The sequence below is a fragment of the Peribacillus sp. TH14 genome, from assembly GCF_016651145.1.
Lineage (GTDB): Bacteria > Bacillota > Bacilli > Bacillales > DSM-1321 > Peribacillus > Peribacillus butanolivorans.
Map to the genome: position 1 here is coordinate 5,687,228 of NZ_JAEKEK010000001.1, position 13,493 is coordinate 5,700,720.

General features: G+C 34.4%; 12 protein-coding genes and 1 pseudogene. 3 read left to right on the top strand and 10 right to left on the bottom strand.

The genetic code is table 11. The features are described from left to right. Positions 1-84 precede the first annotated feature (84 nt). Positions 85-375, top strand: a pseudogene (locus JFU50_RS27280) (hypothetical protein); the annotation flags it as partial. Between the two features lie 513 nt (positions 376-888). Here JFU50_RS27280 and JFU50_RS27285 read toward each other — a convergent pair. The 9 genes from JFU50_RS27285 to JFU50_RS27325 all read right to left on the bottom strand — a co-directional run bounded on the left by JFU50_RS27285 (position 889) and on the right by JFU50_RS27325 (position 9,632). Further along, the gene (locus tag JFU50_RS27285; protein WP_201181130.1) at positions 889-1,440 is read right to left on the bottom strand and encodes a GNAT family N-acetyltransferase; all 552 of its coding nucleotides are present in this window, start codon (positions 1,438-1,440) and stop codon (positions 889-891) included. Between the two features lie 226 nt (positions 1,441-1,666). Continuing rightward, complete coding sequence (locus JFU50_RS27290; protein ID WP_242485288.1) at positions 1,667-1,972, bottom strand: DUF3784 domain-containing protein; 306 nt, start codon at positions 1,970-1,972, stop codon at positions 1,667-1,669. A 143-nt stretch (positions 1,973-2,115) separates the two neighbouring features. Further along, on the bottom strand, positions 2,116-2,481 hold the full coding sequence (locus JFU50_RS27295; RefSeq protein WP_201224917.1) for a nuclear transport factor 2 family protein: 366 nt from the start codon (positions 2,479-2,481) through the stop codon (positions 2,116-2,118). Positions 2,482-2,926: 445 nt separating this feature from the next. Then, positions 2,927-3,370 (bottom strand): hypothetical protein, encoded by a 444-nt coding sequence (locus tag JFU50_RS27300; RefSeq protein ID WP_201224918.1) that lies wholly within the window; start codon positions 3,368-3,370, stop codon positions 2,927-2,929. Between the two features lie 21 nt (positions 3,371-3,391). Next, positions 3,392-4,216 carry a DUF3100 domain-containing protein gene (locus JFU50_RS27305; RefSeq protein WP_201224919.1) on the bottom strand — a complete coding sequence of 275 codons (825 nt, stop codon included), beginning with the start codon at positions 4,214-4,216 and terminating at the stop codon, positions 3,392-3,394. 80 nt (positions 4,217-4,296) lie between these two features. Then, positions 4,297-5,517 (bottom strand): M20 metallopeptidase family protein, encoded by a 1,221-nt coding sequence (locus JFU50_RS27310; RefSeq protein WP_201224920.1) that lies wholly within the window; start codon positions 5,515-5,517, stop codon positions 4,297-4,299. A 1,165-nt stretch (positions 5,518-6,682) separates the two neighbouring features. Next, complete coding sequence (locus tag JFU50_RS27315; RefSeq protein WP_201224921.1) at positions 6,683-7,810, bottom strand: PepSY-associated TM helix domain-containing protein; 1,128 nt, start codon at positions 7,808-7,810, stop codon at positions 6,683-6,685. Between the two features lie 464 nt (positions 7,811-8,274). Continuing rightward, positions 8,275-8,466, bottom strand: a complete 192-nt coding sequence (locus JFU50_RS27320) for a hypothetical protein (RefSeq protein ID WP_056523459.1) — start codon at positions 8,464-8,466, stop codon at positions 8,275-8,277. Between the two features lie 740 nt (positions 8,467-9,206). Further along, on the bottom strand, positions 9,207-9,632 hold the full coding sequence (locus JFU50_RS27325) for an Lrp/AsnC family transcriptional regulator (protein ID WP_201224922.1): 426 nt from the start codon (positions 9,630-9,632) through the stop codon (positions 9,207-9,209). A 139-nt stretch (positions 9,633-9,771) separates the two neighbouring features. Here JFU50_RS27325 and JFU50_RS27330 point away from each other — a divergent pair, with 139 nt between their 5' ends. Both JFU50_RS27330 and JFU50_RS27335 read left to right on the top strand, forming a co-directional pair. After that, positions 9,772-10,356 carry a DJ-1/PfpI family protein gene (locus tag JFU50_RS27330; protein ID WP_201181141.1) on the top strand — a complete coding sequence of 195 codons (585 nt, stop codon included), beginning with the start codon at positions 9,772-9,774 and terminating at the stop codon, positions 10,354-10,356. Positions 10,357-11,011: 655 nt separating this feature from the next. After that, positions 11,012-11,665, top strand: a complete 654-nt coding sequence (locus JFU50_RS27335) for a hypothetical protein (protein ID WP_201181142.1) — start codon at positions 11,012-11,014, stop codon at positions 11,663-11,665. Between the two features lie 144 nt (positions 11,666-11,809). Here JFU50_RS27335 and JFU50_RS27340 read toward each other — a convergent pair whose 3' ends face one another. Continuing rightward, positions 11,810-13,432: a long-chain-fatty-acid--CoA ligase gene (locus JFU50_RS27340; protein WP_201181144.1), complete on the bottom strand. Its 1,623-nt coding sequence runs from the start codon at positions 13,430-13,432 to the stop codon at positions 11,810-11,812. Positions 13,433-13,493: the final 61 nt, after the last annotated feature.

A 13,493-nucleotide genomic window follows, 5' to 3' on the forward strand; every position in this document is an offset into this window, starting at 1 on the left:
TTCTGTATAATAATTAAACATATAGGAAAAAAAGGAGGCTTCCAACTTAGGTGAAGTTTTACAATTGATTTATTTCAAACCAAAGACGGAACAGAACTAGTTAAAGGACTTTATCATATCCAAAATGTAAACAATTATCACAGCCGATTAAAAGGTTGGATGCAACGATTAAATGGCGTGGCTACAAAATACCTCGACAATTATTTGAGTTGGTTTCATTTTTTAGATGTTGTTAAACATCGTAGAGATAACGAAACAGTGAGTAAAATGATTGTTGAAAGTTCTTTATTTCCGAGCAGTTTAACCTATAATAGTATAAGAATGTCGTTATTTATCGAAAAAAATAAAAATTTGTTGCTAAATTTGAGGTTTTGAAATGGAAAATTTATTTCACTACATTTATTCTTGTGTTGGTATTTTAGTCGGTCTATATATTTTTATTACACGAAAAGAATCCAGAAAATCACTATTAATGCTTTTGTTGTCCATTATTGCGTTTTATTATAGTGCATACATTTTTTATTTTGTAACTTACCCTTTCAATTTAATTGGCATATCATTAATACTCGTGCTTTGGGTTGTTATTCTTCAACTTGGTAAAAAATTCAATTCAGGAAAAGAGCAAGTATTCTGGTATGTTTGCATATTGTATGTGGCAATATATCATTTTTTACATTATATTTTCGACCCACTTGCTGAAAAAAATATATGGTATGGTGGAATATTTTTCATATATACGAATGTTGGATTAACTTCACTTGCAGTATATTATTTTATCTGGGTCTATAAGAAGAAGTAGTTGAATACGTTACACATATTAGGAGACCTTCAATTACGAAGGTCTTTGTTTAAAAATAAAAACAACATGACTCATTAACATAGCCTATTTTAAATAAGAGTGAGATCTTCTTTTATGATTGAGTACATATATAAATCATCGAATTTACCACATGTAAATTCATAATGTCTCAGCAAGCCCTCTCTTCTAAAGCCTTGCTTTTCTACTAGTTTTTGTGATGGGAGATTAGCAGGTTCAATTAGAGCCTCAATTCTTTCTAACTGAAAGTGGCGATAACCATACTTAACAACGGCTTCCAATGCTTCACTAGCTATCCCTTTTCCCCAGTAATCTTTGCTTAATTCATATCCAACTTCAGCTCGATAATGTTTGGTAAGCATATTAAGAAAACCACAACTTCCTATTACCTTACCAGAATTTTTTAGTGTAATTCCCCATCTAATTCCTGTACCTTCTTCGTATATAGATTTGTACCACCTAATTTCATCCCATACGTCCTCTACTGTTTGGCAAGGTACTAACCCCATAGGTTTCACAACATCTTTATCGGATAGATATTTAAACATATCTTTAGCATCCTCTATTATTACTTCTCGTAAGATTAATCTTCTTGTTTCAATTATAGGAAATTCTCTTTCCATTGAATTTCCCTCCTCTCAAGTTTTAATAGAGCAAATCGTAAAAAAAACAATGAAACTATTATCTATTCTTTAACTGGTTCAATCATTACTTAATTAAACCATTAATCAACGTTCTTTTACTGCAAGAACACAAAATATTGTTTTAATGCCAACTTGTCTCTTTAGTTCCATAAAAAAGGAGCTGCCAAACAGCTCCTGGTAAGGACGTAAATCACCATTAGTTGAATTAATGAAGTAATCTTCTATTGATAAATACGTACACAATTGTTAATAAAACCAACATAGCAATTATAAGAACCTTTACTTCATAAGGATAGTCAATAAAACTATTGATGACTACTAACAATCCTAAGGGTAGAAAAAAAACTCCACCTATTATTGTGCCTAACAAAGACTTGTTTTTAATCATTTTTTCATTAAATCCAGCTAAAAACCATGTTTGTTTTTTCACAGCTACTAAGTACGACACAAGTAAAAGAGCGATACCAATAATCCGTAATCCGTAATCCGCCCTCAGACCTCCCAAGGACAACTTTATTTCTTATTACTTTTTATACGAATTAAAAAGGGGGAAGTTTCCATTAATTCAGCTTTCCTGCCCGTTTATTTTGCATTAGAAATAGAGTGATCCTCACAGCTCTTTTTTGAACAATTGCGCCGTTTAGTTGAATAAGATTAAAGGGGTGATTTTGTTTTTGTACCTTGATGAAAAAACATTTGCCATCTACCATTTCTATATTTCCAGATTGAACTTCGTAATGTATGTTCCATTTTTATTTCATTATAAATTCGATAGGTAGTTAACACTGTATCCTCAGACAATTGATGTATTTCAAAATTACTTAATGTCATTGTTCCAACGCCAATCCCCTCGTCTCCAAAGCAATCCCTTTTATACCATACGTTACCTGAACTTCCGAACTCAAAAAAATCATCTTTCAACAATTTTGAAAGTTCTTCAGGAGATGTACGGATTTCAGGTTTTAACAAAGTCTCCTCCAATTGACACAAATGTTCTTTTAACGAAGATTTACTCTCCATTTTCCCAGTCCCCTTTTTAATTTCTGCAGTTGATTCTTTGCTTTTATTTTGTAGAGGGTTTTTTCTATAAGAATATGAAATATTCTTAGGAAAATACATAACTAACAGTCGCAAACCTCTGTCTACATTGATGTTTAAAAGATTATATTGCGAATGATATTCTGCTATTCATATATCATATCCATTGGGAATTAGATACCAAGCGCAGGAAGCTAATACATCAGTTCTTGTTGGAGAAATTATTACTTTCTTTGCATAAAAAATACCCGATTCCATCACATTAGAATCGGGCATTTTATTAAAGTTAAGGTAAAACTGTGCTGCTCTTTTGACATCTCATACAGCGAAGACACCTTCAATATACGTTAAAAAGTCGCCATAAACTCTTTCGATTTTTCGTTTCCTTGGTTTTAAGTCAAATACGGATCAGCACAATCACGAATACTTAATGATATTTACCAGTTAATCTAAAACCAATTTCTGCAACAAGAGTTGACAGTAAAAATGTTCCTGTATATACAACTAGTGAAATAACAACTATACGCCATCCTAATTTTTTAAACTCTTTCAAATCTTTCCCGAAAGATAGGCCGGCATACGCCAAAATAGGTGTTGCCAAGGCCATAAAATTAACTTGTTCCGTTACTTTTATGATTGATGCGTTTCCTGGAAAAATCGGCGTTGTAATCAATAATGCTATCATTGAAACCCAAACAACAATTGGTAGTTTAATAGGGATGATTTTTGCGAAAAAGAACCCTAATATCGTAACAGCAACAATGATCATCATACCTGGTAATGCGTCAATAGGTGAAACATTATATCCAACCCAATTTCCCATAATGGCTATTATTCCAATAATAATAAAAGTCAATATTTTATCTTTCATATAAAATCTCCCCTTTATGTCCTATGCTCCAATATTTTTCATTTGATCTTTTTTTGACTTTCGCCCTAAAATAGGTTCAAATTTGTTGTATAAATAGTTTGTAAAAGGAAGAGAAAAGAATACACAAATATACGTTCCTAAAATTGTTGTAATTAAGTTAGCGACACCAGCAAAAACTGCGATATCCTTTGCGGATTCTGGGAATATAACGGCTAATGCTCCAGACATGGCGACCATCATACTACCTGAACCTACACCGGCACCCATGGCTAGTGAAATTGGGTGAAACCAACCAGTTTGAGCCAAAAAACTTGCTAACACTGACAGATATAAAGCCCCAAACAAAGTACCACAAACATATACTCCAAGTGCTCCCCGTCCTTCTGGTGAATCAGAGCCATATTTTTCAGCAATAATAGCTAAGTTAGGTTCTCTATCAATTGAAAAAGTAGCACCGACTGCTTCTCTTTTCATTCCAAGAAGTAAAGCAATTGGTAAACCTAATAGGATTGTCCCTGCAAAGTGCCCCACTTCTTGTAATCCTAAAGAAATCCCCGCATCAAATATCTTCGGCAATGATGGCCCCATTAACATTCCCAATTTGGCTACAAAAAGCATGAATGAAATTCCTAAAATATTGGCGGCTACATTCATTTCTTTCATTTTTAAAATTTTTAAAGAAGGTAAACTAATAACCGCTCCGATAATTAATGCATACAACATTGGAAATAATGCAATAGCTCCAATCCCGATGTTAAACGTTTTTACGCCGATAAATTCTGTAACACAGACTAATATCAAAACAAATAAATGAATTTTCCAATTACGCAGAGAATTTTCTTGCACTTTTTTTACACTCCTTTTCTACAAATAGTGCTGATTCTAAAAGGGAAAAGCAACACTATTATTGCTTATTATTTTTTAACTTATTGAATTTTTTCAGTAGTATTTAATGCTAGTCCAACGATAAGAGAAATCCCTTGGATCATCGCTTTTTCATCTGGTAAAAATACGTCACTATGTAGCTTCATAGGATCCTCTGGATTCTCTCCTACTCCTAAGAATACAAATGTACCCGGAACTTTTTCTAGATAGAAAGCAAAATCTTCACTTGCCATACTTGGTTTACTCAACCACTGCACTGAGTTTTCTCCAAATAATTCAGTAGCAATAGAAGCAGTATGTTCATTAAATTTTGGATCATTCATTGTAACAGGATACCCCACTGTAAAGTTATAGTTTATTTCAACTTCTAATTTTAGAGCGGAAGCTACTCCCTCGATAATTCGTTGAATACTTTCAGCAACTTCCTTACGAGTGTTCGCATTAAGTGTTCGTACAGTTCCTTTAAAACTAGCTTTTTCAGGAATGATATTATAGCCATCTCCCGCTTCGATTGTTCCGATTGTAATAACAACAGAATCTACTGGATCTGTTTCTCTGCTAACAATTGTTTGTAGAGCTGTTACAACATGAGCAGCGCCCACAATAGCATCTACTCCTTGATGAGGTGCTGCCCCGTGACCTTGTTTACCTTTTAAAATAACATCAAAAGAATCCATACTTGCCATAATCGCACCATTTCTAAAACCGTATATTCCAGTTTCTAACTCAGGCCAAACATGAAAAGCAAAAGCATGGTCAACGGGAGGGTTATTTAATACACCTTCCTCAACCATCATTATTCCACCGCCCTTCATCTCTTCAGCAGGTTGAAAAATGAATTTTATCGTACCCGAAATATTATGCTTATTTTGAGATAAAATATTAGCGGCAGATAGTAACATTGCAGTATGCATATCATGTCCGCAAGCATGCATAACCCCAGGATTTTTAGATATGTAGCTTACATCTGTTTTCTCCTGAATAGGTAAAGCATCAATATCCGCTCGTAAAGCAAGCACAGGACCCTCTTTCTCTCCACGAAGAATACCAACAACACCTGTCTTAGCTACTCCCGTTGTCACTTCAATTCCAAGCTCTTTTAAATAATTCGCAATAATTTCAGCCGTTTTATGCTCTTCAAATCCAAGCTCAGGATTTTCATGGATCATTCTTCTTAATCTCACAGCTTCTTCAAATATTCCAGATGTTTGCTCTACTATTTCAGCTGGCTTTAATGAATTTGAAAGATTTTTGATACTCATCATCATCATCCCCTAAAGAAAAATATATACAAAATATTCTTACTATAATAATAATATTTTAGTTAGATAAACTTTCATTATTATAAAAAAATGATTTATCTAAAAAAACCCTATAATTCGATAACTCTTAATAGATATTGCTATACTACCATTTCAAATATTAACTGTAAATATTGAAAATACAATAAATTCAATTGAGTGTTCAAAAAGGAGAACAAAAAGAGTTAGATGTTCGGGAGCGACAATTTTTAGGACCGGATCTTATGGAGTTAATAAGTGAGGAGCGGACTTGAACAAGACAAGGAAAGCTAAAAGAGTTAGCTTTTTTGAGGACGTGTACGACTTTAGAAGAAGGTCATAAAAAGGCTGGTGTAAAAACTACTTCCTAGAAACTTTGAGAGTCAGTTTTCTGACGTTAGCCATCCCTCTTATCTGTAATAAAGTACCATATTGGTTTATTAGTTGGCTAAAACTGAACGATTTTCAAAGTGCATTGCCCAAGTATAAGCATTGGACAATAGTCTTCCAGCGATAACAACTAAAGATAGTGTTAAGAATTAAAACTAGAATTCGAACACACCTCGATCCTCATATCAAAAGAAAAAAACTTTCGTGCTGAAACAAAAGCTATTCTACATGATCAATTTCAACAGCAAGCAGATGCTTAAGCAACCAACGATATCACTGATAAAGTAGATCTAACTTAATTAGCTAACTCCAAATTACAAATGAATAGCACCCTTTGATGTTTAATGCCGGGAAATATCCTCTTTTTTAGCTGTTTTACATACTCCTTGAGTCAATTACGACATCTTCTAAGGATCACTTTTTTCTTAACCTAACCTTTTAGTTCTAAAAAAAGCAAAAATAGAAAGCTAGTTTACATAAACACTCTTAAACGAACAAAATACGAAAAAGCCCTTTTTTCTTCAAATAAGGGCTTTTCCTGTAAAAATGTACCTTTACAAACGACTTTACTATAAAAGGCATGATCTAAAATTGAAAAGAATCCAATCAAACTGTTCACAAACCTATCATCCATCAATCTTTTTTTAATTAAGCGACATCTTTGAACTCTCCCGTTTTGAGTAAATAATTTTTCTTACAATTTACTTGACAGGGATATAAGCGATAAGATAACAAGGGCTTTCAAATCGCCGTGAGTTTATGCTACGGCTCTCGAGTCAATTTTCTGTTTCCGTTTGTTCTTGTTCTTTTTCTTATACCACCACATATAGACACCAGTGAACATCAGTATAGATGGAGTAAGACCACCGATAGCATACAAAATTTTAGTAAATAAGCCACCAAAACTACCGGTATGTAATGGTAGGTGCCATGTTTGATACATAAGCCCACTATTAACACGTGGATCTAGCTTGCCCACTACTTTCCCGCTATACTGATCTAACCATACTTTTACATTTCCATTCCCTGGATCGAATGAACCGCTGAGACGAAATTCCACTGCGCCTTCTGGAGTTCCTCTTTCCACCTTATCAGGCATTCTAACTTGCATAAGTGTTCCCTGAGGTACTGCTTTTTCAGCCCTACTTATCAATTCATCAAGTGGAAGCTTTCCAGTGGGAAGGTCTTTTGAGATAAGCTGCTCTTCTGGAGGCATGACCTTTGCTTTTGCACCAAACCAACCAAAAATCATTTCATCATACACAAAAAGTGCTCCTGTTAACGAAACTACCAATAAAAACGGAATGGAAACTCCACCAATGACTTTATGTAGATCATATTGCCGTACATAAGGGTTAGCATTACGTCTTAAAATAAACCCACGCGCCCATTTTTTAATCCCCGGCCACCATAAATATAATCCTGATAATGTAATAAAAAGGAAAATAATTCCAATCGTACCGATGATTTTCTCACCATTGAAATCTTTTAACAGCAGCTGTTCGTGAAACTCCGCTATTAGATTAAATAATGCTTTATCCCCTAATGTTCCGTTTATGTATCCTGTTCCTGGATCGACAAATATGTTTTTTTGTTCTTCTCCTTCTTTAAGGCGGAATAGGTAAACTCCTCGAGCGTTAGGTTCACTTGGAGTGTATACACGGTCAATTTGACCTTTTGGATGTGATTCTGATACAACCTGCAAGGCTTGCTGGTACGTAACTTTTTTTCCTTCTGTTACCTTATACAAATTAGGATGCAGCATGCTGTTTAGTTCAGGTTCAAAGACAAGCAAACTTCCTGTTAAGCCAATCAGTACTATAAAAACCCCTGCTAGCATACTAAGCCATAAATGAATTTTTGCGATGATTCTACGTGTTTTCATAGAAATGCCTTCTTTCCAAAAGTAGTATGAAATTATGAATGATAATCAATAATATAAAGAGAATGATTATCATTGTCAATAAAAACTTGTAAAAGTCTACACAACCCTTATTTGATAATCTTTAGAGAACCTAACTATAATAAAAAGAGATGCCCCAAAAGTTATACTTTTGGAACATCCACTTTTAGAAAATGTGTTCAAAAACGTGTAATTTTCCCTAGAAACGTTCGTGGTGGTAAAACCAGCTGTATTCCCCAATGGCTTTCACGAGATCCTCTTCTGTTTGATATGAAGAAAAATGCGCTGTCTCTGTTTTGAGATGCGAAAAGCAAGATTCGATACAAGCATTATCAAGGCAAATCCGCCTTTTCCTGATTTCACTCTGACTGTACTATACATTAATGTTCAAAAATAAAATTAACTCCTAGCATAATACATGCTAGGAGTTAAAATTTTATACTTTATTAATAAGCCTTATCATGTGAATATTCAAGTGAGATACCTCTTTTTAAGGCTGATTGTTCAATCAATCTAATTTCATGATACATAGCATTAGATAAGATTCCTTTTTCTATGTTCTTATTTATTTCATAAAAGAATCCGGCCAATAAATCTAAAGGTAGTCTATCGTAAAGAGAACTTTTTTCTTCCTCCATAAAGCACCTCCTAATTCAACTATACAAAAAATCAGCATCAATTGAAAGCGTTTTCTTTTTTTATAAAAGACAACTACGTTTTAGAAAGGAAACTAAAATGAAAGAATAATCTACCAACATACCAATACGAATTTCAAAAAACAGGTTATACTCTCCATCTGAGTAAAATGCGGGAGGTATAGCCGCTATGTCAGATATATAATGAAGAAGCAGATATGTTTAAAAGTTTGGCGGAACGTGCCATGCAAGAATTAACGGCAATTCCCCTTATTCAGAAACCACCTGCCTAACTTGTAATGGAGGAAGCGCATATAACTCTTTTTTCCTTTTATCGCATTAAAAAATAACTAACCGATGCGATTATTATATTGGGTAGCCCAATCAATACCTCTTTAGTTGAAGATTTACGCTTACGAAGTATTAGGATTCTTTACTTGTTCGGAAAATAATTATTACCATTCGATTTTTCAAATAATATTCCACCACCCTTTATAGGCTTACTTTCAAATATTAGTCCTCAAAATCCTAGGTATAATGAGAAACTATCTTAATGGTTCCTTCACATGAAATCTCCATTAGAATATAGATACATTTTGAATAAGTGACCTTTTATTTGTCCCTTCCAATGCTTGTTCTTTAATTAAACTTGTTTGAATAATCGTCTGTCCATATTAAAAATAATTGCTTTGTTCAATATATTCTTTACTCATGACAACATAGCTCAAACTATTGTTCTTCCGCTAAAAAAGATCAATTATCTTTTTTTTATGGGAAGATAACACAATGTTTGTTGAAGGTGTACCATATTGCATTGACGCATCGATAAATTGTTCTAAACTCTCGACAGAATGTGTTGCTATTTTGATAATATAGCTAATTTCTCCTGCTACTCGATAACACTCAAGTACATCCGGATGGTTATGACAAAAGTTCGCTAATGCTTTACATTCCTTCGACTCGAACAATATAATAGCACACATTGGTCGATTCATTTTTTTCAATGCGACATGTGCATGATAACCTTCAATAATTTGCTGCTCTTCTAGCTTTCGAACACGCTCTGTAACTGCCGGAGAAGATAAATGAACGACTTCTGCTAATTCCTTCATAGAAATTTTGGCATTTAATTGCAATTCCCTCACTATTTTTTTATCTACTTGATCCATATTTCCCCTCACCTTTTTTTATTAAATAGAATAAACTAAATTCTTTATTATTTAAATGAAAATAAACGAATATCCTTTTTGAACTTATGTAATATAACTCTGTATGCTCATATAATAAAGACATCGGAGGAGATATAGGATGAAAAAAATATTATTGTTATTAGCTGATGGCTTTGAAGCTGTGGAGGCTAGCGTATTTACAGATGTGCTTGGTTGGAATAAATGGGAAGGGGACGGTTCGACTGAGGTTGTGACAGTCGGTCTTAGGGACAAGTTAACTTGCACATGGAATTTCACCGTCGTACCCGAAAAAACAGTTGATGACATTCAATTAGATGATTTCGATGCACTGGCTATTCCTGGTGGATTTGAAGAGGCCGGCTTTTATGAAGACGCATTCAATGAGTCATTTTTAAATGTTATCCGGCATTTTCACGCTGGACAAAAACCTATTGCTAGCATTTGTGTTGCATCGTTAGCACTTGGTAAAAGTGGCATTCTCATTGATAGAAAAGCTACAACCTACGATCATCCAACGAGCAAAAGAAAAGAGCAGTTAAAGCATTTCTGCACAAACATACAAAATGAGAGAATTGTTCTTGACGACAATATTATTACATCTTCAAATCCAGGTACCGCTTTTGATGTGGCATTTCTATTGCTGGAAATGCTGACGTCTAAAGAAAATGCACATCATGTGAAAGACCTCATGGGATTTACCTAAACAAAAGTACAAAGTAGAAAGAGATTATTTTACCCAAATTCAATTTACTTTATTTTAACCTTATTGATCAAACGGGTGCGTTATTTCCATAGGAAAAAAGATACCAAAGCAACTCCCTTATTGAAGTAAAGCACCCGTTACTTTAAGAAAAAAACTCTTTATTATTACTATGTAATTCTCTCATTATCTATCTCACATTAGCGTTACTGTTTTATTTTTAAAAAAATAAATGAATTGATTATGCTCAATCCTAAAATTATAAGAAACAAGTAGAAGGATGTAGCGTCTCCTGCTAAACTCAATTCATCAGATTAAAAAGGAAAATACATCCAACCCTTACATAGACAACCCTCCTTAATTATTCTGTGACTTTTTCACTATCCAAATTTTAACACATAATATAAACTCATATTAAACTAACCTGTCACTTTCAGGTGCTTAATCCCACCATTGGCGAAAAAATGATATATTATAGTTTGTTACATCAAGGGTTTAAGACAAGGAGGGATGAGATATCCATAAAAGATGGGTCATATCAACAATTGCAGGATTTATACTTATTTTAGTAAGCGTATTAACCTTCTATTATTTTGACAACCAAAATAAATCGGAAAAACGGAAAAATATAGAAGCTAAGGAAGTCAATATTCCTGAGGTGCAGGAATATGGTGGGACCCATCTCGATAAAGTTGGCGATAAGGTCCATCAAAAAAATTGGGGAACTTTCACTTTACTAGAATCAAAGTCAATAAATGAGTCGTTTGAATTAGCACCTATGGTCATCACAATCAAGGATATCCGCAGGATTCAATTATCTTCCCTCGAAGAAGAGGCAAAAGAAGAGCTCAAGTCCTATACGGGATTAAGTTTTGAAGAAGCTTATTCAATATACTATAAAGAAAATTTAAGCATGGAGGAAATCGATCAACAGGTTGCGTGGTCTAAAACGGATATAGGCGAAGAGGTTTCTTATCTTGAAATAACGTATTCTGTGAAAAATAAAGACTCCAAAGAGCTCCAATTTTTCAGCATGGAAAATGTTACATTTAATAATGAACTTACATATAATGTGCCGTCTAAAAATTTCATCCACTCCGGGGATACTTTAATTGGGACAAAAAAAGTCAGTCGCTCAGATTACCAACCAGGGGAAACAAGAAAAGGCATAATTAGTTTATTAATTGATTCAGAAGAAAACATTGATGAGCTCACTTCCTTTTCATTTACTACAGATGATATAGCAGATGGTGTTTCTCATGAATTATTAGTTAAGGGGACTTCGTTTACGATTTCTCTAAAAGGAAAATAGATTGGTAGAAAAACGATAGAAAACCCTAAAAAAGGTTAACCTTTTTTAAATTCCCCTTATTTAGGGTACTTTCTTGATGTTTATATGAATAGTAAGCTCTGAATCACTTATTACAGACCCAAAGTTTTTTAATAACAAGTACGCTTACCTTTCACCTTTAGTTATTGTAGTTTGCTTCTCCATTTCTTCTTCCAATAATATTCGCCGCAATATTTTCCCTACGGTAGATTTCGGCAATTGTTCCCTGAACTCAAATCTACGCGGCACCTTATATCTGGCCAAACGTTTATAGCAGAAATCCATGATTTCCTGCTCCGTTACACACATCCCTTTCTTTAGAACAATAGCCGCTTTGACTGTTTCCCCTCGATATTTATCTGGTACTCCAAAAACACATGCTTCCTCTACGCTCGGGTGCTGATAGATGATATCTTCCACTTCAATTGGGTAAATATTGTAGCCGCTAGCAATTATCATATCCTTCTTTCTGCCTACAATATAGAAATATCCTTCTTCATCCATCCTCGCGATGTCTCCAGTATATAACCAACCGTCCCGCAAAGCCGTTGCAGTTTCCTCAAGATTTTTCCAATAACCCTTCGTCACCTGCGGGCCTTTAATGATCAGTTCACCAACCTGACCAGTTGGCAATTCATGTATCCCTGTTTCGATATCCACAATTTTAGCATCGGTATTAGGATACGGGATTCCAATACTTCCTGGCTTTCTTTGACCTATCACAGGATTCCGATGAGTGGTAGGTGAAGTTTCCGACATACCGAATCCTTCAGATATCGAAATACCCAATTTTTCTTCAAATTGATTAATGACTTCTATCGGGAGAGGAGCTGAACCGCAGCTACAGTATTTAAAGCAACTTAAATCGTCAGCAGTCAAATCTGGATGATTTAGTAAAGCGATATACATAGTCGGAACGCCTGGGAAAATGGTTGGCCGGTGTTTCCGAATTAAATCTACCACCTTGTTTAATTCAAACTTTTCTAAAGTGATATAAGTCGATCCTGCATAAACAGAACTATTCAAACGGCCATTACCAAAAACATGAAATAATGGTGTCAATCCAAGCATACGCTCACCAGGTCTTTTGAGTTGAAGGGCATTTGCCGTAAATGTAAAGTCTTGATGGACATTGGAGATTAAGTTAAAATGTGTGAGCATGACCCCTTTAGACTTCCCTGTTGTTCCTCCAGAATATTGAAGAACAGCTAGATCTTCTTTAGGATTAATATCCATTTCAGGAAGATCCTTATTTCCTGCCGCACTCCAAGAATAAAGGCTGTTTTCCAACATATTATTAGCTGAAATAATCATAAACTCGTCAGTCAAACCGATTTGCTCTAACTTTTTCTTTTGTTTATCATGCCCAATAAACCATGTGGCTTCGGAATCCCGTAAAATATAATCTAATTCATTTGGCTGATACAAGGGATTTACCTGAACAACCACACCACCCAAACGATGAATTGCATAATAGGCGATAATATATTCTAGACAATTTGGTAGCATGAGTGCTATACGATTGTTCTTTTGAAACCCTCTATTGTATAAATCCGCAGCAAAACGATCTGATGCATTCTTCAATTCCAAATAAGTTAGTTCCTTCTCACCATCTATAACTGCTTTATTAGTTGGGTATTGTTGAGCCGAATTTTCTAATAAATCGTATAATGACAATAATGGGATCTCGATTTCTAAAGGAGTCTCTTTCGGATAAAATTCATGCCAAGTTCTAATCAATTCCCTCACTCCTATTACTTTTTCTACAAATAAAAGTAGAACTCTGCAAATTATGTAAGAACCAATCCAT